Here is a 23,255-nt window from a genome sequence, read left to right on the forward strand (position 1 = left end):
CGTCACTCCAGCCCCGGCGCTTCACGAATAATGAAGTGATCCAGGTTCTCGATATTGGCATTGAAGACCTCGAAAGGCTTTTCGGGGTTCTTCTTGCCAGGCACCTGCTTCAACTCCGGCGTCACCCCATAGAAGAAACAGAACAACGCCTTGTCGCTATCCGCCGCGTGCTTGATCTCTTCCAGAAACGCCTTACGCTTGCGGTAGTTGTCGATCAGCTTCTTGTTCAGATAAACGCTGACCGGATACGGCTTCTTCTTACTGTCCTCGGGCTTCTTGAACCAGACCTTGTCTACGAAATCGATGCGAAAACTGGCACCACTGTGGAAGTCCTCGATCTTCTTGATCCGCCCCCAGTAAATCAGCCCCTTGTTGTCTGTCAGATACTCAACCTTCTTGAAGAACGAACTGTACGGCGCCGAATGCTCGCCGACCTTCAACGGCATCCGCTTAAGCAACTCCTTGTCCGCGAAGTTGGAAACAAAACACTCCACCGGATGCGCAAACACACTGGTCTTGTCCGGCGCCGACTCACGACCCGCCGACTCTTTACCACCGTCCGCCACCACCCGAACCGGATCATCGCGCAAAACATCCGCCGCCCCCGCTGGCGCGACAGGCTTGCGCACATACTCACGCCGGGTCAGCAACAACTCCGATGGGAAGTGCTCCTCACGCCCGTCATCCACCTCGCCATCCGCCGTCTCAACGCCCGACGCCGACGCCTTCAAACTCACATACGGACAACCCGCCACATGTTGGGTAGTGGGCAGATTCTTGAAGTGCGGCGTGCGCACGTAATTCACGTTCTTGGCGTTAAACGTCCCCAACTCATTGGAAGCCTCGAACGCCGAACGACAGGCATCGTTGGGGCACTGGAAGTGTTCCTTCGCAGAGTCGAACGCCACCGTCTCATCGAAATTGAGATCGCGAACATCATAGATCGACAACTTGTCGTCGAGGCTGAGGCAGTAGGCGAGATCGAATTTCATGGTGGGGCTCGGATCCTTGAGTGGGGGGAGGGGTATTAATAGCGGGAGGCGGGGCGGGTTGCACTGATTGTTTTCAGGATGATGCTGGATTCGTGGGAGGTAGCCTGTTGGCGACGGGTGGCATCAACTCTGGCGGATTCCTTGTGAGGCTCACGTGCTTTACCCGTGATAGCAATGTGGGTACCGTTGTAGGAATAGTTTCCATAAGTAGTGAGCCATTTCCTACGATGAGCGCCGCTTTTTCAAGCGGTGAGATCACCAAATGTTTTGGTTCAATCTCCACATATTCTGCTAATAGCAAGGAAAGCGCTTCGATGACTTCGCCTGCACTCAACCAAATTTTGTTCGGCCCTCCGGGAACTGGCAAAACGTACGCGACCATCGAAGCCGCGCTGGAGATTCTGGATCCAGATTTTCTGCAGTCCAATAGAGAAGACCGCGCAACCCTCAAAAAACGTTTTGATGAGCTAGCCGCAGACGGTCACGTCGAGTTTGTGACGTTTCATCAGAGCTTTAGCTACGAGGACTTTGTTGAGGGACTTCGAGCAGTGAGTGGTGAAGATGGGCAACTTCGTTATGAGGTTGCCGACGGAGTGTTCAAAAACTTGTGCTCTGATGCGAGTGCTGACTCCTCACGGGATCCATCTTCCGCTGCAAAATCACTAGGCTCACCTTTTCGAGATTCCAACGCAGACGGCGCGCTGGGCCAATGCTTTTCGAAAGGTGAGTCATTTGGCAGAGGCTACGTTGTCGAAAGTTCCTCTACTGAATTGCTAAGCTTAATAAAACCCAATGGGAAACAGCTTCCAATCGGGATGAGTATTCTCAATACCTTGGCTGAATATGTGCGTGCCGGCAGATTGACAGTTGCTGATATTAATATCAAGTCGGTATTTGATAAGATTCCCGAGACGAAACTTGAACCATATCTTGTTAACGGCTACAACAATATACTCCCTACTTTGGTCGAGCGTGTTTTGAGCAGGCCGCATAATGAAGTAAAGTCTATCGCGATGGGTCAGCATAATAGTGCGCGAGTGTTGATTATTGATGAAATAAATCGTGGAAATATTTCGCGGATTTTTGGTGAACTAATTACGCTCGTTGAACCGTCCAAGCGTATGGGCGCGGAAGAGAGTCTTGAGATTACGCTTCCCTATTCTAAAGAGAGATTCAGTGTTCCTGGTAATGTCTATTTAATAGGCACTATGAATACAACCGATCGTTCCTTGGCAGGTTTAGACATCGCTTTGCGCAGACGTTTTACATTCCGAGAAATGACACCAAAACCAGAGTTATTGAAAAATGTTGTGGTGGAAGGGATCAACGTAGGTCAGCTTCTGAACGTGATGAATCAGCGGATCGAACTGCTTCTAGATCGAGATCATTGTTTGGGACATGCGTATTTCATGTCGCTAGAAAAAGACTCGACAGTGGAACGGCTGGGGCAGATCTTTCGCGAGCAGATCGTGCCGTTGCTGCAAGAGTATTTTTTCGAAGACTGGCAGCGTATTCAGTGGGTTCTCAATGATCATCGCAAGGCTTTTGAGAATTGTTTTATCCAACAGCCATCAATCAGTTCTAATTCTATTTTTGGCGATCAAGTGACACTGAATAGCGAGAATAACCATTGGAATATTAACGAGGACGCGTTTGCTCGTATTGAGTCGTTTTGGGGAATTATCGATCACCAATCGATACCTCCTAAAATCCAGGAAGGTATCGAAGCAGAAAAAGATGATATTCTGGTTCGACAATTGGAGAGCGGGTCGATCGAGGTTTTGAAATCTGGGAAGATCGTTAGTCCATCTAAGCCCATTCTACGTGAGCTTGCTGCAGCGCATGGGTTAACAACGCACCATGTAAGTGGTCGTGAATTCAATACTCGGCATCTGGGTGTAGCCGTAATCGGAGCATTGAAAGGTGAGAGGGTGTGAAATCCGTCATCACTGTCCGTGAGTACGCGAGGCTTACAACGGATGCAATTGCTGAACCCACGTTGGATCTCGTACAAGTATCGGTATCTGCTTTTGACTGGCTGTGCAATTTGAATGCTAATTTTAGTCGCGCGGGTGCGTCACTGATTCAGCTGGAAAACCGTTGTTTACTGATGCTCGATAACTTTGTCGGAGTGTTGGAAACGCCTTGCGGGACAGTTATCGAGATACTTCCCAAACATTTTGAGAGTGAAGATTGCATCGTTCAGAGCAGAGCGTTGCTTCGTCGAATGATTCAGGCATCACTGAAATTACCAACTCGGGATGTCGGTGCGGCAGATCTACAGTATTTCGATGCGCCACTGAGTGAATGGATCATCAGCCAGTTTTTATTAGCTTTGGAACATTTAGTTAAACGAGGTTTGCGTTTTGACTATTTGCGTGTGGAGGAGGAGCAACGGTTCTTGCGTGGCCAGTTGGATTTTGTCAAACAAATGCGCCAGCCAACCGGCCGTCAACATCGATTCCAAATTCGACATGATATCTATTCACCTGATCGTCCGGAGAATAGATTGCTCAAATTTGCGTTAGATCAAGTTTGCAAGGTTACGAAGGATGCAGGTAGCTGGCGTCTGGCCCAGGAGCTAAGAAATGCTTTGTTAGAAATTCCTGCAAGTTGCGACGCTCAGCAGGATTTCAAGAAATGGAGCGGAGAACGGTTGATGGCTCACTACGTTCCAGTAAAACCATGGTGTGAGCTGATTATTAATCAACATGTACCGTTGGCGGTGGCTGGCGATTGGCATGGCATGAGCCTGTTATTTCCTATGGAAAAGCTGTTTGAACGCTATGTTGCTGCTAGCCTTCACGCTGATTTACTTCCAGGTGCCCATCTTCAGTCTCAGGCCCAAAGCGAGTCCATGTGTCAGCACAGGGGAAGGAGCTTCTTCAAACTAAAGCCAGATCTAATAGTTGGCTCTCAACAAAAAAAATGGGTACTAGATACAAAGTGGAAAAGGGTGAGCTCTTTTGCAGAAGGAAAAAACTACGGTTTGAAACAATCCGATTTTTACCAATTGTTTGCGTATGGTCATAAATACCTTGGAGGTGAGGGAGAGTTGATGCTGGTCTATCCAAGGCGTTCAGCGTTTGATGTGCCGCTAGAAGTATTTGAATTTTCTCCGCAACTTAAACTTTGGGTGTTGCCGTTTGATATGGAGCGTGGCGTACTAGTTGGCGCTCCTGAGGGGTTTCCCCTTCATTCGATGGTGCATTCTCAAAACTCAGAACCTTCAAATCACATATTACAAAAAAACACCCAATAAAAAAGCCCCGATCAGTTCGGGGCTTTTTGCTTTCTCGACTCGCCGACTCAAACCGCAATCGTCAAATCATGCCGAGCGAGACCATTAGTCCCAGCTCAGAGCACCACCAGTCTGATACTCAATAACTCTCGTCTCAAAGAAATTCTTCTCTTTCTTCAAGTCCATAATCTCGCTCATCCAAGGGAACGGGTTCGTCGTCCCTGGGTACTCTTCCTTCAAACCAATCTGCGACAAACGACGGTTAGCGATGAACTTCAGGTAGTCCTCCATCATCGCCGCGTTCATGCCCAACACCCCGCGAGGCATGGTGTCACGCGCGTATTCGATCTCCAGCTGCGTACCCTGCAGAATCATCTGGGTCGCTTCTTCCTTCATCTCGGCATCCCACAAATGTGGGTTTTCGATTTTGATCTGGTTGATCACGTCGATGCCGAAGTTCAGGTGCATGGATTCGTCGCGCAGGATGTATTGGAACTGCTCGGCGACGCCGGTCATTTTGTTGCGGCGGCCCATGGAGAGGATTTGGGTGAAGCCGCAGTAGAAGAAGATGCCTTCCAGAACGCAGTAGTAGGCGATCAGGTTGCGCAGCAGTTCTTTGTCGGTGTCCGGGGTGCCGGTTTCGAACTTCGGATCGGAGATCGAGCGGGTGTATTTCAGGCCCCAGGCTGCCTTCTTAGCAACCGATGGGATCTCGTGGTACATGTTGAAGATTTCGCCTTCATCCATGGCCAGCGATTCGATGCAGTACTGGTAGGCGTGGGTGTGGATCGCTTCTTCGAAAGCCTGGCGCAGGATGTACTGGCGGCATTCCGGGTTGGTGATCAGGCGGTACACGGCCAGTACCAGGTTGTTGGCAACCAGGGAGTCGGCGGTGGAGAAGAAGCCGAGGTTGCGCATGACGATGCGGCGCTCGTCGTCGGTCAGGCCTTCCGGGTCTTTCCAGAGGGCGATGTCGGCGGTCATGTTGACTTCTTGCGGCATCCAGTGGTTTGCGCAACCGTCCAGATACTTCTGCCAGGCCCAGTCGTACTTGAATGGCACGAGTTGGTTGAGGTCGGCGCGGCAGTTGATCATGCGCTTTTCGTCAACGGCGACACGGGCGGAGGCGCCTTCGAGTTCGGCGAGGCCTTCGGCGACGTCGAGGGAGTTCAGTGCAGCCTTGGCGCGGGCGACAGCGGCCGAGTCGTCGGCAGTCACGGCGCGAGCTTCGATCGCAGCGGCACCGCCAGCGTTGTCGAGGCGGTCCATGTTGGCTTCAGTAGCGTGGCCGGCGTTGGCGCCTTTCACGGTTGCTACTTCACTGTCTTCTTTGTCGAATTCGTCCCAGCTCAGCATGACGTGTCGTCTCCTGCGTGAGGGCCTGTCGCCCGTGTGAAACCTGATTGGTTGGTTTTTCACACGGTCGTACAGACCGCGTTGGATCTTAAGGAATCGTTTTTTGCAGCAGCTAAGGCAGGCAATAAAACAGAATTTTGTACGGGTTTCCGAGAGCCTCTGACGGGCGCAGATCACGTTGAACGCGACTGCGGGGCTTCAGAATGGCGTTGGTCCCTGTAAGGGAATATTGCTGACCCGATTAGGGCGGCATTATAGGGAAAAAAACACGTGCGTGGGGGAGGCGAATCAGCACAGGGCGGTCGATCGGGAAGGGTATTTCAGTCGGAGCGAGGGTTTACAGGGCTTTCGCGGATGTTGGCCCGTGAGAATTTTTTTTGATTAATTTTTTCGCCAGGCTTTGGTTGCTCAAGAAATGAGCAAAAAACTGCGTTTTTCACTATATCTTGTGTTTTGCAACCCTTTTGACCGACTCCAGACACAACTGAGCCCGACCGAAGTCGGGCTGGAATCGACCCTCAATGACGCGCTGAGAGATCCAATTCGGTGCAGTCTCGAATCATCAATTGGTGCAGCCGTTGCCCATCACGCTGTAGCGCAGGATGTGGCGCTGACCTTTGGAGTCGTCGTACTCCATTTTTGCCGGTACTACTTCGCAGACGTTCGGAATTTCACTCATCGATACAACATTGGCGATGTCCAGGTGAGTGGAGTAAGTGTATTCCTCGATCACCGGTTGTTGCTGTGCGACATCAGTCGGGACCTCATCTGCCATGGCGGTTGCGCACAGACTGCTGAGGGCCAGAACCAATAAAGCTTTCATTTCAAATTTACCTTTTTGAGGTCGAGTGGGGTCACGCAACCTTTTTAGGGTTGCGTGTGGAACTTCATCGTTTGCAGTTATTACTTGAGACTTGGATTAACGGCCTTCGTGGGGGCTGTATCGTTGTTAATCGCGGTTGCCTTGTTGGCGAGGTGAATTTTAGGGAGTTGGGGCGGGGGTAAACAGAGCGGGTTTTGATAAACACCTTTGGCAGATTTGGTAACAATCGCCTGAAGATCAAAAGATCGCAGCCTTCGGCAGCTCCTACACGGGCCCTCGTGGGTGGGCGAGGGCTTGTTACTACCATCGTCGAATGGTTCTATGGCCCCCGCCCCGTTACAACAGGGTCATACAAAAACAACTATTACACCGAGGTAGGAAAGATGAGTGCGGCTTCTCTGTATCCCGTTCGTCCCGAGGTTCTGGCTAACACGCTGACTGACGAGGCGACCTACAAAGCCATGTACCAGCAGTCGGTCGTCAACCCTGACGGCTTCTGGCGCGAGCAAGCTCAGCGTCTCGACTGGATCAAACCTTTCACCACGGTGAAACAGACGTCGTTCGACGATCACCATGTCGACATCAAGTGGTTTGCCGACGGCACCCTGAACGTTTCCTACAACTGCCTCGACCGTCATCTGGCCGAGCGCGGCGATCAAGTCGCGATCATCTGGGAGGGCGACGATCCTTCCGAGAGCCGCAACATCACCTACCGCGAACTGCACGAACAAGTGTGCAAACTCGCCAACGCCCTGCGTGGTCAGGACGTGCACCGCGGCGACGTGGTGACCATTTATATGCCGATGATTCCCGAAGCCGTGGTCGCCATGCTGGCCTGCACCCGGATCGGCGCGATTCACTCGGTGGTGTTCGGCGGTTTCTCGCCGGAAGCCCTGGCCGGTCGCATCATCGACTGCAAATCGAAAGTGGTGATCACCGCTGACGAAGGCATCCGCGCCGGCAAGAAGATTTCCCTCAAGGCCAACGTCGACGACGCGCTGACCAACCCGGAAACTAGCAGCATTCAGAAAGTCATCGTCTGCAAGCGCACCGGTGGCGACATCAAGTGGAACCAGCATCGCGACATCTGGTACGAAGACCTGATGAAAGTGGCGGGCACCGTTTGCGCGCCGAAAGAGATGGGCGCCGAAGAAGCGCTGTTCATCCTTTATACCTCCGGTTCGACCGGCAAGCCGAAGGGCGTGCAGCACACCACCGGCGGTTATTTGCTGTACGCGGCGATGACCCATGAGCGCGTGTTCGACTACCGTCCGGGCGAAGTTTACTGGTGCACCGCCGACGTCGGCTGGGTCACCGGCCACAGCTACATCGTCTACGGCCCGCTGGCGAATGGCGCGACCACGCTGCTGTTCGAAGGCGTGCCGAACTATCCGGACATCACCCGGGTGGCGAAAATCGTCGACAAGCACAAGGTCAACATCCTCTACACCGCGCCGACCGCGATCCGCGCGATGATGGCCTCGGGTCAGGCCGCTGTTGAAGGCGCGGATGGCAGCAGCCTGCGTCTGCTCGGTTCGGTTGGCGAGCCGATCAACCCGGAAGCCTGGGACTGGTACTACAAGAATGTCGGCAAGTCGCGTTGCCCGATCGTTGATACCTGGTGGCAGACCGAAACCGGCGGCAACATGATGAGCCCGTTGCCGGGTGCTCACGCGCTGAAACCGGGTTCGGCGGCGCGTCCGTTCTTTGGTGTGGTGCCGGCGCTGGTCGACAACCTCGGTAACATTATTGAGGGCGAGGCTGAAGGCAATCTGGTGATTCTCGATTCGTGGCCAGGTCAGGCGCGCACGCTGTATGGCGACCACGATCGTTTCGTCGATACCTACTTCAAGACCTTCCGTGGCATGTACTTCACAGGTGACGGCGCGCGTCGTGATGCCGATGGTTACTACTGGATCACCGGGCGTGTCGATGACGTGCTCAACGTGTCGGGCCACCGCATGGGTACGGCGGAGATCGAGAGCGCGATGGTTGCGCATCCTAAAGTCGCTGAGGCGGCAGTTGTGGGTGTGCCGCATGACATCAAGGGGCAGGGCATTTATGTCTATGTCACGTTGAAGAATGGCGAGGAGCCGACCGAGCAGCTGCGTCTGGAGCTGAAAAACTGGGTGCGCAAAGAGATCGGACCGATTGCTTCGCCGGATGTGATCCAGTGGGCGCCGGGGCTGCCGAAGACGCGTTCGGGCAAGATCATGCGCCGCATTCTGCGCAAGATTGCCACGGCGGAATACGATGGGTTGGGGGATATCTCGACGCTGGCGGATCCGGGTGTGGTGCAGCATTTGATTGATACGCACAAGACGATGAATGTGGCTTAACTGCTAAATCCTTAGGAGCCCTGTCCGGTTTTGCCGGGTGGGGCTTTTTTGTGTCTGGAAGTTTTGTGGTGGCTGGGCGGGCCTCATCGCGAGCAGGCTCACTCCTACAGGGATCGCATTCCACCTGAAGAAACGCGATGATCGTTCCCACGCTCTGCGTGGGAATGCCTCCCTCGACGCTCTGCGTCGGCTCCGGGGACGCGGAGCGTCCTTTGCTGCATTCCCACGCGGAGCGTGGGAACGATCGCGGTCAATAATTATCGATCTGCGCTGTAAGACATTTCCCGCTGTTACCCCGCGCCTTCCACGTAACCGAATGTGTAACCGCCCGCCCCGCGACGGGGCGAAGGGAAACGCATTGCCCCGTTTTAGAGCCTCCACACTCCCTCCGAAAAATAAGACTTAACGCTGCGCTTGCCGGATTAGAAGGGTTTGCGAATAATAGGCCCGCAATTTGCAGCATAGATCGGTTCACTGCCTTTCGCTCCTGCATGAAATCGCAGGGCTGTCAATGCGCTCAAGTCGCTTTCTCTGTGCATCTGTAATTAGTTGTCGCATTGAAGAAATATCGGCTTCGGGCCTGTCGTTAGAATGCCGATCACTCGCTCATCGTGGCTGACGTTGAAACCTCCGACGGTTCCAATGGGAAATTTCCCACCGATGCAGCAACCGATTTCCCTATTCACCCATTCGCATATTGGGCTGTCGCTCACTCTGCCGTTTTTGCCCTTTACCGATGGAGTCCCAAGATGAAGAAACTTGTGCTGCTTGGCGCCCTGGCACTGTCCGTGCTGTCGCTGAATGCGTTCGCTGACGAAAAACCTCTGAAAATCGGTATCGAAGCGGCTTACCCTCCGTTCGCTTCGAAAGCGCCGGACGGCAGCATCGTTGGTTTCGACTACGACATCGGCAACGCCCTGTGCGAGCAGATGCAGGTCAAGTGTGTGTGGGTCGAGCAAGAGTTCGACGGTCTGATCCCGGCACTGAAAGTGCGCAAGATCGACGCGATCCTGTCGTCCATGTCGATCACTGAAGATCGCAAGAAGTCGGTCGACTTCACCAACAAGTACTACAACACCCCAGCTCGTCTGGTCATGAAGGCCGGTACTCAGGTCAGCGAAGGTCTGGCTGAGCTGAAGGGCAAGAACATCGGCGTACAACGTGGTTCGATCCACGAGCGCTTCGCCCGCGAAGTCCTGGCCCCGCTGGGTGCCGAGATCAAACCGTACGGCTCGCAGAACGAAATCTACCTCGACGTGGCCGCCGGTCGCCTCGACGGCACCGTGGCTGACGCCACCCTGCTGCAAGACGGCTTCCTGAACACCGACGCCGGCAAAGGCTTCGCGTTTGCAGGCCCTGCGTTCACCGACGTCAAATACTTCGGCGACGGCGTAGGCATCGCAGTCCGTAAGGGCGATGCCCTGAAAGACAAGATCAACACTGCCATCGCGGCCATCCGCGAAAACGGCAAATACAAAGCAATCCAGGACAAGTACTTCGCCTTCGATATCTACGGCAAGTAACACGTCTCTGCGACAAGTCCGAAATGGCGCAAGCAACAGGATCTCTGCGGTTTGCGCCATTTTTTCATCCCAACTTTCGAGGACCTGAATCATGTTGAAAGGCTACGGGGCTGTCATCCTCGATGGCGCATGGCTGACGCTTCAGCTCGCCTTGTCGTCCATGGCTCTGGCCATCGTTCTCGGGCTGATCGGTGTCGCGTTGCGCCTGTCGCCAGTGCGCTGGCTGGCCTGGCTGGGCGATCTGTATTCCACGGTGATTCGCGGGATTCCCGATCTGGTGCTGATCCTGCTGATTTTCTACGGCGGTCAGGACTTGCTCAACCGCGTGGCGCCGATGCTCGGCTATGACGATTACATCGACCTGAATCCATTGGCCGCCGGTATCGGCACCCTCGGTTTCATCTTCGGTGCCTACCTGTCGGAAACCTTCCGTGGCGCGTTCATGGCGATCCCGAAAGGTCAGGCCGAAGCGGGCATGGCGTACGGCATGAGCAGTTTTCAGGTGTTCTTCCGGGTGATGGTGCCGCAGATGATTCGTCTGGCAATTCCGGGTTTCACCAACAACTGGCTGGTACTGACCAAGGCCACCGCGCTGATTTCCGTGGTCGGTCTGCAAGACATGATGTTCAAGGCCAAGCAGGCGGCAGATGCCACTCGCGAGCCTTTCACCTTCTTCCTCGCAGTGGCGGCGATGTACCTGGTGATCACCAGTGTCTCGTTGCTGGCATTGCGTCAACTCGAGAAGCGCTACTCGGTAGGCGTAAGGGCGGCTGATCTATGATCTTCGACTACAACGTCATTTGGGAGGCGATGCCGCTGTACCTCGGCGGGCTGTTGACCACCCTCAAATTGCTCGCGCTCTCGCTGTTTTTCGGTCTGCTGGCGGCCCTGCCGCTGGGGCTGATGCGCGTCTCGAAGAACCCGGTCGTCAACGGCGCCGCGTGGCTGTACACCTACGTCATTCGCGGTACGCCGATGCTGGTGCAACTGTTCCTGATCTACTACGGTCTGGCCCAGTTCGAAGCAGTACGGGAAAGTATCTTCTGGCCGTGGCTGTCCAGCGCAACGTTCTGTGCGTGCCTGGCCTTTGCAGTCAATACCAGCGCCTACACCGCAGAAATCATCGCCGGTAGCCTTAAGGCCACGCCGAACGGTGAGATCGAAGCGGCCAAGGCCATGGGCATGTCGCGCTTCAAACTGTACAAACGCATCCTGCTGCCATCGGCCCTGCGCCGCGCACTGCCGCAGTACAGCAACGAAGTGATCATGATGCTGCAGACCACCAGTCTGGCCTCCATCGTGACCTTGATCGACATCACTGGCGCAGCGCGCACCGTCAACGCGCAGTTCTATCTGCCGTTCGAGGCGTACATCACCGCTGGCGTGTTCTACCTGTGCCTGACGTTCATTCTGGTCAAACTGTTCAAACTGGCCGAGCGTCGCTGGTTGAGCTATCTGGCCCCGCGGAAGCACTGATATGGAACGCATCGATCACGTATTGCCGTGGAGCCATCTGGGCAGCGAGCGCAAGATCTCGGTGTTCCGCTTCGGTCGCGGCGAGCGCAAGGCCTACATTCAGGCCAGTCTGCACGCTGATGAATTGCCGGGCATGCGCACCGCTTGGGAACTGAAAAAGCGCCTCGGCGAACTCGAAGCCAAAGGCTTGCTCAACGGTGTCATCGAACTGGCGCCAGTCGCCAACCCGCTGGGTCTTGGGCAGTTGCTGCAAGGCAATCACCAGGGCCGTTTCGAGGCGGGCAGCGGCAAGAATTTCAACCGTGATTTCGTCGAGCTGAGCGCGCCGGTTGCGGCGGCATTGGCCGACCGTCTCGGTGATGATCCGCACGCCAATGTGCATTTGATTCGTCAGGCGATGGCCGATCACTTGGCGGCATTGCCGGAAGCGAGCAGCCAGTTGCAAGGCATGCAACGCGTGTTGCTCAGCCATGCCTGCACCGCCGATGTGGTGCTTGATCTGCATTGCGATGCCGAGGCCGCGCTGCACATGTACGCGTTGCCGCAGCATTGGCCGCAGTGGCGTTCGCTGGCGGCGCACCTGAATGTGCGCGTCGGTTTGCTCGCGGAAGATTCCGGCGGCAGCTCGTTTGACGAGGCTTGCTCGTTGCCTTGGTTGCGGCTGTCGCGGCAGTTCCCCGAGGCGCAGATTCCGCTGGCATGTCTGGCGACCACGATTGAACTCGGCGGCCAAGCCGACACCGGTCGCGCTGAAGCCGAAGCCTATGCTGAAGGTATTCTCGCGTTCCTCGCGGAGCAGGGCTTGATCACCGGCGAGTGGCCGAACCCGGCCCATGAAGCCTGTGAAGGCATGCCGTTCGAAGGCACCGAGTTGCTCCTCGCGCCGCACCCAGGCGTGGTGAGTTTTCTGCGCAAGCCCGGCGAATGGGTCGAGGCGGGCGACGAGATTTTTGAAGTGATTGATCCTCTGTCCGATCGGGTCAGCACAGTATGTGCTGGTACCTCCGGGGTGCTGTTTGCCATTGAACGGCTGCGTTATGCCCAACCCGGTTTCTGGCTGGCCAAGGTGGCGGGGCGCGAAGCGCTGCGTCACGGGCGCTTGCTCAACGACTGACTGACTGACTGTTTTTGTGAGAACCGACCGCATGTACAAACTTGAAGTCCAAGACCTGCATAAACGCTATGGCAGTCACGAAGTGCTCAAGGGCGTGTCCCTGAAAGCGGCAGCCGGCGATGTGATCAGCATCATCGGCTCCAGTGGCTCCGGCAAAAGTACTTTCCTGCGCTGCATCAACCTGCTCGAGCAGCCGCACGCGGGCAAGATTCTGCTCAACAACGAAGAGCTGAAACTGGTGGCGAACAAGGACGGCGCGCTGAAAGCCGCTGATCCGAAGCAGCTGCAACGCATGCGTTCGCGCCTGTCGATGGTGTTCCAGCATTTCAACCTGTGGTCGCACATGACTGCGCTGGAAAACATCATGGAAGCGCCGGTGCATGTACTCGGCGTGTCCAAGGCCGAAGCTCGCGAGAAAGCCGAGCACTACCTGAACAAGGTGGGCGTGGCCCATCGTAAAGACGCGTTCCCTGGGCACATGTCCGGTGGCGAGCAGCAGCGCGTGGCGATTGCCCGTGCGCTGGCGATGGAACCGGAAGTGATGCTGTTCGACGAACCGACCTCGGCGCTTGACCCTGAATTGGTGGGCGACGTGCTGAAAGTCATGCAAGCGCTGGCTCAGGAAGGTCGCACCATGGTTGTGGTGACGCACGAAATGGGCTTTGCCCGTGAGGTGTCGAATCAACTGGTGTTCCTGCACAAAGGTGTGGTTGAAGAGAGCGGCAACCCGCGTGAAGTGCTGGTCAATCCGCAATCGGAACGTTTGCAACAATTCCTCTCGGGCAGCCTCAAGTAATCGCTGCCGTTATGCACCAAATTAGGTCATGCTTCGCGACCTAGAGACCGACCAAAATCCCCTGTAGGAGCTGCCGCAGGCTGCGATCTTTTGACTTTGCTTTTAAGATCAAAAGATCGCAGCCTCGTTTCACTCGACAGCTCCTACAGTTGATCGGTGTTGGTCTCAAGATTTGTGTTCATTTACGGGCTAGCATTGGCCCACGCCTTCATCACTGTTTTTCGCTTCGGATTGCCCGCCCATGACTGCCCATCGAATTGGTTTCCTGATTTGGCCCAGCACTAAAGCGTTGACGCTGGCGCTGGCGGAGGAAGCCTTGCGTGTTGCTCAGCGTGTGCACCCGGACGTGGTCTACGAACTGTCGTTCCTCCAGGCCGAGCCGCCGACCGAAGGATCCTGGCAATTACCCGGTGAAGCCTGGACCGGCAAACTCGAAAACTTCCAGAAACTGTTCCTCCTCGCCGACGAGCCACCGACCACGTTGGCGCCTGCGCTCAGTAGCGCGCTCAAGCAATTGGTTCGCGCCGGCACGGTCATTGGCGGTCTGTCGGCCGGCGTGTATCCATTGGCACAACTCGGTTTGCTCGATGGTTATCGCGCCGCCGTGCACTGGCGCTGGCAGGACGATTTCGCTGAACGTTTCCCGAAAGTCATCGCCACCAGTCATTTGTTCGACTGGGATCGCGATCGTCTGACCGCATGCGGCGGCATGTCCGTTCTCGATTTGCTGTTGGCAGTATTGGCCCGTGATCACGGTGCCGAGTTGGCCGGTGCAGTCTCGGAAGAATTGGTGGTTGAACGTATCCGTGAAGGCGGCGAGCGCCAGCGCATTCCGTTGCAGAACCGTCTCGGTTCCAGTCATCCGAAACTCACTCAAGCGGTGTTGCTGATGGAAGCCAACATCGAAGAACCGCTGACCACCGACGAAATCGCCCAGCACGTCTGCGTATCCCGTCGTCAGCTGGAGCGGATCTTCAAGCAATACCTCAACCGTGTGCCGAGCCAGTACTACCTGGAATTGCGCCTGAACAAGGCCCGGCAAATGTTGATGCAAACCAGCAAGTCGATCATCCAGATCGGTTTGTCCTGTGGCTTCTCTTCGGGGCCGCATTTCTCCAGCGCCTATCGCAACTTCTTCGGTGCCACGCCGCGAGAAGATCGCAACCAGCGGCGCAGCAGCAGCCCGTTCGAACTGTCGTCGGTGCCGCCCGAGCGCGGTTGATCCGCGCGTTGTCCTGCGTCGACTTTGCCCTTGGCTAAAGTCGACGACTTCCTCTTCGTACTTGCACTGAATCGCCGGTGTGTTTTTGGCCATGAGCGGTCATCTGCGCTGGAAACGTCCGCCCAGTAAAAACCGTTATTCAGAACGATGTGCGATACATATATACCGCACATGAAAATTCCTGATCGGCTACAAATCAGCAAGCCTGCCGCAAACGGGCGCGGCCAGTTAAACTGCGCCTTTGCGACGCTATATGTCGCATTGCCGTAAACCCGGGAAAATCCGGGGTTTGCGCTATAAGAAGTTGTCGCTTGGCGGCAAGGCCGGGCTGAAAACTGTCCTTACAATCCCCCCATCGCTCGCCAGTTTCAGGCGAGCGTTCCTCATCAGGAGACTCCGATGTCCGTTGAGCACGCTGCGGTACAACGCGCCGATTTCGACCAGGTAATGGTTCCCAACTACGCGCCTGCCGCTTTCATTCCGGTGCGTGGCGCCGGTTCCCGCGTCTGGGATCAGGCCGGCCGCGAGCTGATCGACTTCGCCGGCGGGATTGCCGTTAACGTATTGGGCCATGCGCACCCGGCGCTGGTCGGTGCATTGACCGAACAGGCGAACAAGCTGTGGCACGTGTCCAACGTGTTCACCAATGAACCGGCCCTGCGCCTGGCGCACAAGCTGATCGACGCCACGTTCGCCGAGCGCGTGTTCTTCTGCAACTCCGGCGCCGAAGCCAACGAAGCCGCGTTCAAGCTGGCCCGTCGCGTGGCGTTCGACCGTTTCGGCACTGAGAAGTACGAAATCATCGCCGCGCTGAACAGCTTCCACGGCCGTACTTTGTTCACCGTTAACGTCGGTGGCCAGTCGAAGTACTCCGACGGTTTCGGCCCGAAAATCACCGGCATCACCCACGTGCCTTACAACGATCTGGCCGCGCTGAAAGCAGCCGTTTCCGACAAGACCTGTGCGGTCGTGCTGGAACCGATCCAGGGCGAGGGCGGCGTGCTGCCGGCTGAACTGGCTTACCTGCAAGGTGCCCGCGAACTGTGCGACGCGAACAACGCGCTGCTGGTGTTCGACGAAGTGCAAACCGGCATGGGCCGCAGCGGCAAGCTGTTCGCCTACCAGCATTACGGCGTGACCCCGGACATCCTCACCAGTGCCAAGAGCCTGGGCGGCGGTTTCCCGATCGCGGCGATGCTGACCACCGAAGCGCTGGCCAAACATCTGGTCGTCGGCACTCACGGCACCACGTACGGCGGCAACCCGCTGGCGTGCGCAGTCGCTGAAGCGGTGATCGACGTGATCAACACCCCTGAAGTGCTGGCCGGCGTTAACAGCAAGCACGACAAGTTCAAGGCGCGCCTTGAGCAGATCGGCGAGAAGTACGGCCTGTTCACTCAGGTGCGTGGTCTTGGTCTGCTGATCGGTTGCGTGCTGAACGAGACTTGGAAAGGCAAGGCCAAGGACATCTTCAACGCCGCTGAAAAAGAAGGCCTGATGATTCTGCAAGCCGGCCCGGACGTGATCCGTTTCGCCCCGAGCCTGGTGGTGGAAGACGCCGATATCGATGCCGGTCTGGACCGCTTCGAACGCGCCGCTGCAGCACTGACGCAAGCCTGATTGACCCTTCGGCGCCTGGAGTTTTTCAGGCGTCGATCAAAATTTTATGCCGGACCAGATCAACTGTAGGAGTGAGCCTGCTCGCGATTGTGGTGTGTCAGTCGACTCAGTGGTTTCTGACAGACCGCAATCGCGAGCAGGCTCACTCCTACATTGATCTCCATAGGCCCGGTTATTTCTTCTGTAAGTTCTGAGATTAAGGAGTGACACCATGCTGGTGATGCGCCCCGCGCAAATGGCTGATCTGGGCGAGGTACAGCGTCTGGCCGCGGACAGCCCGATTGGTGTCACTTCCTTGCCGGATGACGTGGAACGTCTGAGCGACAAGATCGCCGCGAGCGAAGCCTCGTTCGCCGCCGAAGTGAGCTTCAACGGCGAAGAGAGTTACTTCTTCGTCCTTGAAGATTCCACCACCGGCAAGCTGGTCGGTTGCTCGGCGATTGTCGCCTCGGCCGGTTACTCGGAGCCGTTCTACAGCTTCCGCAACGAGACCTTCGTCCACGCCTCCCGCGAGCTGAAGATCCACAACAAGATCCACGTGCTCTCGCAGTGCCACGACCTGACCGGCAACAGCTTGCTGACCAGTTTCTACGTGCAGCGCGAGTTGGTCGGTTCGCCGTGGTCCGAGCTCAACTCCCGTGGTCGTCTGTTGTTCGTTGCCAGCCACCCGGAGCGTTTCGCTGATTCGGTGGTGACCGAGATCGTTGGTTACAGCGACGAAAACGGTGATTCGCCATTCTGGGATGCGATCGGTCGCAACTTCTTCGACCTCAACTACGCCGAAGCCGAACGTCTGTGCGGGCTGAAAAGCCGTACGTTCCTCGCCGAGCTGATGCCGCATTACCCGATCTACGTGCCGCTGCTGCCTGACTCCGCTCAAGAAGCGATGGGCCAGGTCCACCCGCGTGCGCAAATCACCTTCGACATCCTGATGCGCGAAGGCTTCGAGACCGATCACTACATCGACATTTTCGACGGTGGCCCGACCCTGCATGCACGGGTTTCGGGGATCCGTTCGATCGCCCAGAGCCGCGTAGTGCCAGTGAAGATTGGCGAGACGGTGAAAGGTGCCGGGCGCCAGTATCTGGTGGCCAACGCGCAGTTGCAGGATTACCGCGCGGTGTTGCTGGAGCTGGATTACGCGCCGGGCAAACCGGTGACTCTGGATCTGGAAGCGGCCGAAGCCCTGGGCGTCGGTGAAGGTGCCAGCGTGCGCCTGGTGGCGGTTTAACGCCTTAGCGAGTTTCACGGGTGGCGCAAGCGGCCCGTTTGAGGAGATAGCATGATTGTTCGTCCCGTACGCAGCAGCGATTTATCCGCTCTGATCGACCTGGCCCGCAGCACTGGCACCGGCCTGACCACGTTGCCGGCCAACGAAGAACGTCTGGCCCATCGGGTCGGCTGGGCCGAGAAGACTTTTCGCGGCGAAGCCGGTCGTGGCGATGCGGACTACCTGTTCGTGCTCGAAGACGACGACGGTCGCGTGGTGGGGATTTCCGCCATCGCAGGCGCGGTCGGCATGCGTGAGCCCTGGTACAACTTCCGCGTTGGCCTGACGGTCAGCGCTTCGCAAGAACTGAACATCTACCGCGAAATTCCGACGCTGTTTCTGGCCAACGACCTGACCGGTAATTCCGAGCTGTGCTCGCTGTTCCTGCACGCCGATTATCGCAGCGGTCTCAACGGCCGCATGCTGTCGAAGGCGCGGATGTTGTTCATCGCTGAATTCCCTGAATTGTTCGGCAACAAGATCATCGCCGAAATGCGCGGTGTCTCCGATGACGCCGGCCGTTCGCCGTTCTGGGAAAGCCTCGGTCGTCACTTCTTCAAGATGGAGTTCAGCCAGGCCGATTACCTCACCGGTGTTGGCAACAAGGCCTTCATCGCCGAGCTGATGCCGAAATTCCCGCTGTACACCTGCTTCCTCTCGCCGGACGCACGCAGTGTGATCGGCCAGGTTCACCCGGACACCGAGCCGGCACTGTCGATGCTCAAGGGTGAAGGTTTCAGCTATCAGGGCTACGTCGACATTTTCGATGCGGGCCCGGCCATCGAGTGCGAGACCGGCAAGATCCGCGCGGTGCGTGACAGTGAAGCGCTGGTATTGGCCGTGGGCACGCCGGGCGATGACGCCACGCCGTTCATCATCCACAACCGCAAGCGCGAAGACTGCCGCATCACCGCTGCGCCGGCGCGTCTCGCTGCCGGCACGCTGGTGGTGGATCCGCAAACCGCCAAACGTCTTCAACTCAACGCTGGCGATCAAGTGCGCGCCGTGGCGTTGTCCGCTGCACGGGAGTCGAAATAATGAATTCGCTATACATCGCAGGTGAGTGGCTGGCCGGTCAAGGCGAAGCCTTTCAATCGCTGAACCCGGTGACCCAGCAAGTGCTGTGGTCGGGGGAGGGCGCCACCACTGCTCAGGTTGAATCGGCTGTGCAAGCGGCGCGTCAGGCATTTCCGGAGTGGGCACGTCGCACGCTTGAAGACCGCATCAGCGTGCTTGAGGCTTTCGCCGCTTCGCTGAAAAACCACGCTGACGAATTGGCTCGCACCATCGGTGAAGAGACCGGCAAGCCGCTGTGGGAATCCGCGACCGAAGTGACCAGCATGGTCAACAAGATCGCGATTTCGGTGCAGAGCTACCGCGAGCGTACCGGCGAGAAGAGCGGCCCGTTGGGCGACGCCACCGCCGTGTTGCGCCACAAACCACACGGCGTGGTCGCGGTGTTCGGCCCTTACAACTTCCCGGGCCACTTGCCGAACGGCCACATCGTGCCGGCGTTGCTGGCCGGTAACAGCGTGCTGTTCAAACCTAGCGAACTGACCCCGAAAGTCGCCGAGCTGACGGTCAAATGCTGGATCGAAGCCGGTCTGCCGGCAGGGGTTTTGAACCTGCTGCAAGGTGCTCGCGAAACCGGCATCGCGCTGGCGGCGAATCCTGGTATCGACGGCCTGTTCTTCACCGGTTCGAGCCGCACGGGCAATCATCTGCACCAGCAATTCGCCGGGCGCCCGGACAAGATCCTCGCGCTTGAAATGGGCGGCAACAACCCGCTGGTGGTTGATCAAGTCGCCGATCTCGACGCGGCGGTTTACACGATTATTCAATCGGCCTTTATTTCTGCCGGTCAGCGCTGCACTTGCGCACGTCGTCTGTTGGTGCCGCAAGGCGCGTGGGGCGACAGCCTGCTCAAGCGTCTGATTGAAGTGAGTTCGACTATCGAAGTCGGCGCATTCGATCAGCAACCGGCGCCGTTTATGGGCTCGGTGATTTCCCTTGGCGCGGCGAAAGCGCTGATGGACGCTCAGGAGCATCTGTTGGCCAACGGCGCGGTGTCGTTGCTGGCGATGACTCAACCACAGGCGCAAGCCGCGTTGCTGACGCCGGGTATTGTTGATGTGACGGCGGTTGCCGAGCGTCCGGACGAGGAACTGTTCGGCCCGCTGCTGCAAGTGATCCGCTACGTTGATTTTGAAGCGGCGATCGTTGAAGCCAACAACACCGCTTATGGCCTTGCTGCTGGTTTGCTGTCGGATTCCGAAGCGCGTTATCAGCAGTTCTGGCTGGAAAGCCGCGCCGGCATCGTCAACTGGAACAAACAACTGACCGGCGCTGCGAGCAGCGCGCCGTTCGGTGGCGTCGGTGCTTCGGGCAACCATCGCGCCAGTGCCTATTACGCAGCGGATTACTGCGCGTACCCGGTGGCGTCGCTGGAAACCCCGAGCCTGGTGTTGCCATCGGCCCTGACGCCCGGCGTGAAGATGGCGTGATGCCTAATCGCTGGCAAGCCAGCTCCCACAGGGTTGGAGGCGTTGACACATTTTGTGTACGACGCGATCACTGTGGGAGCTGGCTTGCCAGCGATGGCCGCACCGCGGTCTTGAAGAATAGTTACTGAAGCCTATAACAACAGATTCTCGTGGAGCCTCGCTGATGAAATCCTATGAAGTCAATTTTGACGGTCTAGTGGGGCCGACCCATAACTACGGTGGTCTGTCCTACGGCAACGTTGCCTCCCAGAGCAACAGCCAGCAATCTTCGAACCCGAAGGAAGCGGCGCTGCAAGGTCTGGCGAAGATGAAAGCGCTGATGGAAATGGGCTTTCAGCAAGGCGTACTCGCGCCGCAGGAACGTCCGGACGTGGCCGCTCTGCGCCGCCTGGGTTTCAGCGGCACCGACGCGCAAGTAATCGAGCGCGCCGCCAAAGAAGCCATGCCGCTGCTGGTTGCCAGTTGCTCGGCGTCGAGCATGTGGGTGGCCAACGCCGCCACGGTCAGCCCGAGTGCCGACACCGCTGACGGTCGCGTGCACTTCACCGCCGCCAACCTCAACTGCAAATATCACCGCAGCATCGAGCACCCGACCACCAGCCGCGTGCTCGGCGCGATGTTCGCCAATCAGCAGCACTTCGCCCATCACGCCGCATTGCCGGCCGTGGCGCAGTTCGGCGACGAAGGCGCGGCCAACCACACGCGTTTCTGCCGTGAGTATGGCGAAGCAGGTGTCGAGTTCTTCGTGTTCGGCCGCAGTGCGTTCGACAACCGTTTCCCGGCGCCGCAGAAATACCCGGCACGCCAGACCCTCGAAGCGTCGCAAGCGGTTGCCCGCTTGCATGGTCTGCGTGATGAGGGCGTGGTCTACGCCCAGCAGAACCCGAACGTGATCGATCAGGGCGTGTTCCACAACGACGTGATCGCCGTGGGCAATGGCGAGGTGCTGTTCTATCACGAGGACGCGTTCCTCGACACCGAGTCGATGCTGGCCGAACTACAAGGCAAACTGGCCAAGGTCGGCGGCAACTTCCAGTCGGTGTGTGTGCCGCGTTCGGCAGTCACCGTGGATGACGCGGTGCGTTCCTACCTGTTCAATAGCCAGTTGCTCTCACGTCCTGATGGCTCGATGCTGTTGATCGTGCCGCAAGAGTGCCAAGCCAACGAGCGTGTCTGGGCTTACCTGCAAAGCCTGACCAGCTCCGGCGGCCTGATTCGCGAGGTCAAAGTCTTCGATCTCAAGCAAAGCATGCAGAACGGCGGTGGCCCGGCGTGCCTGCGACTGCGCGTCGCCCTCAACGAAACCGAACTGGCGGCCGTCAACCCAGGGGTTATCATGACGCCACCGTTGTACGGTTCGTTGACCGCATGGGTTGAAAAGCACTACCGCGACCGCCTGAGCGAAACCGATCTGGCGGATCCGCAATTGCTGCTTGAATGCCGGACGGCACTGGATGAACTGACGCAAATCCTTAAACTGGGCGCGGTTTATCCATTCCAGATCAATTGATGGCCGGCGCGTCGCCTGAACGCGGCGCGCGGCTTGTCTCACCAAGAGAGTAAAAACATGAGCGATTCCCTGCAGCTGATCCTTGAAGACACCGACGGCACGCAACTGCAAACCTCGTGCACCCGCGTCGCGGTCATGTGGCAAGGCAAAGAGCTGTGGATCCAGCAGGACGGCCGTGGCCAACTGCTGATCGGCGTGGACGTTGAAGAAGGTGATGCCGAATACGCCAACCTGCTGCTGCGCCCATTGGCGACTAATCTGGTAAGTCTGCAACTGGAAATGGAACCGGCCGACGTCGGTGACGACGAAGACCACGTGCACGGCCCGGATTGCAACCACGACCACTAAGGAAACCGCTCTATGCTCGCCCTCGGCAAACTGCTTGAACTGACCCTCGCCGGCCGCGAACCGGCGGAGAAGACTCAACTGACTGTCGAAGGCGTGCGTATGCGCTGGTTGAGCGAAGGTGCGCTGGAAGTTCGGCCACCGCAAGCGCGCGACAATGGCCTGGACCTGCTGCTGTCGGCAGGGATTCACGGCAACGAAACAGCGCCGATCGAATTGCTCGATCGGCTGCTGCACGACATCGCCCGCGGCGATCTGAAGCCGCGCGCACGCATTCTGTTCCTGTTCGGCAACCCCGAGGCGATTCGCAAAGGCGAGCGCTTCGTCGAGCAGGACGTCAATCGGCTGTTCAACGGCCGTCATGAACAAAGCAGTGGCTCGGAAGCGCTGCGAGCCTGTGAGCTGGAGCGATTGGCAGCGAGTTTCTTCAGCCTGCCGGATCGCCAACGTCTGCATTACGACCTGCACACGGCGATTCGCGGTTCGAAGATCGAGCAGTTCGCGCTCTATCCGTGGAAGGAAGGTCGCCAGCATTCCCGTGTTGAGCTGGCGCGTTTGCGCGCTGCCGGGATGGAAGCGGTGCTTTTGCAGAACAAACCGTCGATCGTGTTCAGCTCGTACACCTACGACAAGCTCGGTGCCGAGGCTTTCACCCTGGAACTGGGCAAGGCACGGCCATTCGGGCAGAACGACGGCGTTAACGTCTCGCTGCTGGAAACGCGCCTGAAGCAAATCATCGAAGGCAACGAGCCGGAAATGGCTGAGCCAGAGCTGGACGGTTTGCAGTTGTTCAGTGTCGCCCGGGAAATCATCAAGCACAGCGATGCATTCCGCCTGAACCTGCCGCAGGACATCGAAAACTTTTCAGAATTGGAAATGGGTTATGTGCTGGCCGAAGATCTCGCCAATACCCGCTGGATCATTGAGGAGGAGGGCGCGCGGATCATCTTCCCTAATCCCAAGGTCAAAAACGGCTTGCGCGCAGGCATCCTGATCATCCCGACCACCGACGAAAATCTCGCCTGACCCCAGTTTTCGGTTTCGACATATAACCCTGTGGGAGCGAGCTTGCTCGCGAATGCAATCTGACATTCAACATTTGAGTTGGCTGTCAGTCCGCTTTC

At 57.2% G+C, this 23,255-nt stretch carries 19 protein-coding genes; 16 read left to right on the top strand and 3 right to left on the bottom strand.

Features of this window, described 5'->3' with window-relative positions; all coding sequences use genetic code 11:
* Positions 1-2: 2 nt before the first annotated feature.
* Positions 3-992 (bottom strand): hypothetical protein, encoded by a 990-nt coding sequence (locus tag EJA71_RS13650; RefSeq protein WP_158957648.1) that lies wholly within the window; start codon positions 990-992, stop codon positions 3-5.
* A gap of 314 nt (positions 993-1,306) precedes the next feature.
* On the opposite strand from EJA71_RS13650, the gene EJA71_RS13655 reads away from it, so the two are divergent.
* Together EJA71_RS13655 and EJA71_RS13660 are read left to right on the top strand one after the other, a co-directional pair.
* Positions 1,307-2,929, top strand: coding sequence for an McrB family protein (locus tag EJA71_RS13655; RefSeq protein WP_158957650.1), 1,623 nt, complete (start codon positions 1,307-1,309; stop codon positions 2,927-2,929).
* Positions 2,926-4,254: an McrC family protein gene (locus tag EJA71_RS13660; protein WP_158957652.1), complete on the top strand. Its 1,329-nt coding sequence runs from the start codon at positions 2,926-2,928 to the stop codon at positions 4,252-4,254. Before EJA71_RS13655 ends, EJA71_RS13660 begins: the two co-directional genes overlap by 4 nt.
* An 84-nt stretch (positions 4,255-4,338) precedes the next feature.
* Here EJA71_RS13660 and EJA71_RS13665 read toward each other — a convergent pair whose 3' ends face one another.
* Positions 4,339-5,589: a ribonucleotide-diphosphate reductase subunit beta gene (locus EJA71_RS13665; RefSeq protein WP_008084848.1), complete on the bottom strand. Its 1,251-nt coding sequence runs from the start codon at positions 5,587-5,589 to the stop codon at positions 4,339-4,341.
* 562 nt (positions 5,590-6,151) lie between these two features.
* Positions 6,152-6,412, bottom strand: coding sequence for a DUF2790 domain-containing protein (locus EJA71_RS13670; protein ID WP_008084846.1), 261 nt, complete (start codon positions 6,410-6,412; stop codon positions 6,152-6,154).
* A 383-nt stretch (positions 6,413-6,795) separates the two neighbouring features.
* Here EJA71_RS13670 and acs point away from each other — a divergent pair, with 383 nt between their 5' ends.
* From acs to astE, 14 genes are all read left to right on the top strand, one after another.
* Positions 6,796-8,751, top strand: coding sequence for an acetate--CoA ligase (acs, locus tag EJA71_RS13675; protein ID WP_034153332.1), 1,956 nt, complete (start codon positions 6,796-6,798; stop codon positions 8,749-8,751).
* A gap of 749 nt (positions 8,752-9,500) precedes the next feature.
* Complete coding sequence (locus EJA71_RS13680; RefSeq protein ID WP_158957654.1) at positions 9,501-10,274, top strand: ABC transporter substrate-binding protein; 774 nt, start codon at positions 9,501-9,503, stop codon at positions 10,272-10,274.
* Between the two features lie 91 nt (positions 10,275-10,365).
* Entirely contained in the window at positions 10,366-11,055 is a 690-nt protein-coding gene (locus tag EJA71_RS13685; RefSeq protein WP_158957656.1) for an ABC transporter permease, read from the top strand.
* Positions 11,052-11,750 (top strand): ABC transporter permease, encoded by a 699-nt coding sequence (locus EJA71_RS13690; protein WP_105706868.1) that lies wholly within the window; start codon positions 11,052-11,054, stop codon positions 11,748-11,750. The genes EJA71_RS13685 and EJA71_RS13690 overlap by 4 nt, the downstream gene beginning before the upstream one ends.
* A gap of 1 nt (position 11,751) precedes the next feature.
* Positions 11,752-12,864, top strand: coding sequence for a M14 family metallopeptidase (locus tag EJA71_RS13695; protein ID WP_158957658.1), 1,113 nt, complete (start codon positions 11,752-11,754; stop codon positions 12,862-12,864).
* Between the two features lie 31 nt (positions 12,865-12,895).
* Entirely contained in the window at positions 12,896-13,660 is a 765-nt protein-coding gene (locus EJA71_RS13700) for an ABC transporter ATP-binding protein (protein WP_003227281.1), read from the top strand.
* A 241-nt stretch (positions 13,661-13,901) separates the two neighbouring features.
* The gene (gene argR / locus EJA71_RS13705; protein ID WP_158957660.1) at positions 13,902-14,882 is read left to right on the top strand and encodes a transcriptional regulator ArgR; all 981 of its coding nucleotides are present in this window, start codon (positions 13,902-13,904) and stop codon (positions 14,880-14,882) included.
* Between the two features lie 399 nt (positions 14,883-15,281).
* Positions 15,282-16,502 carry an aspartate aminotransferase family protein gene (locus tag EJA71_RS13710; protein ID WP_158957662.1) on the top strand — a complete coding sequence of 407 codons (1,221 nt, stop codon included), beginning with the start codon at positions 15,282-15,284 and terminating at the stop codon, positions 16,500-16,502.
* A 211-nt stretch (positions 16,503-16,713) separates the two neighbouring features.
* On the top strand, positions 16,714-17,733 hold the full coding sequence (aruF, locus tag EJA71_RS13715) for an arginine/ornithine succinyltransferase subunit alpha (RefSeq protein ID WP_158957664.1): 1,020 nt from the start codon (positions 16,714-16,716) through the stop codon (positions 17,731-17,733).
* A gap of 51 nt (positions 17,734-17,784) precedes the next feature.
* On the top strand, positions 17,785-18,810 hold the full coding sequence (gene astA / locus EJA71_RS13720) for an arginine N-succinyltransferase (protein WP_038366527.1): 1,026 nt from the start codon (positions 17,785-17,787) through the stop codon (positions 18,808-18,810).
* Complete coding sequence (astD, locus tag EJA71_RS13725) at positions 18,807-20,276, top strand: succinylglutamate-semialdehyde dehydrogenase (RefSeq protein WP_178113694.1); 1,470 nt, start codon at positions 18,807-18,809, stop codon at positions 20,274-20,276. The genes astA and astD overlap by 4 nt, the downstream gene beginning before the upstream one ends.
* Before the next feature lie 163 nt (positions 20,277-20,439).
* On the top strand, positions 20,440-21,786 hold the full coding sequence (astB, locus tag EJA71_RS13730) for an N-succinylarginine dihydrolase (RefSeq protein ID WP_158957668.1): 1,347 nt from the start codon (positions 20,440-20,442) through the stop codon (positions 21,784-21,786).
* 57 nt (positions 21,787-21,843) lie between these two features.
* Positions 21,844-22,134: a hypothetical protein gene (locus tag EJA71_RS13735; protein ID WP_016983958.1), complete on the top strand. Its 291-nt coding sequence runs from the start codon at positions 21,844-21,846 to the stop codon at positions 22,132-22,134.
* Between the two features lie 12 nt (positions 22,135-22,146).
* The gene (gene astE, locus EJA71_RS13740) at positions 22,147-23,157 is read left to right on the top strand and encodes a succinylglutamate desuccinylase (protein WP_158957670.1); all 1,011 of its coding nucleotides are present in this window, start codon (positions 22,147-22,149) and stop codon (positions 23,155-23,157) included.
* The last annotated feature ends 98 nt before the right edge of the window (positions 23,158-23,255 follow it).

This window comes from Pseudomonas sp. PB106, assembly GCF_009764645.1.
In the GTDB taxonomy this organism is placed as follows: Bacteria; Pseudomonadota; Gammaproteobacteria; order Pseudomonadales; family Pseudomonadaceae; genus Aquipseudomonas.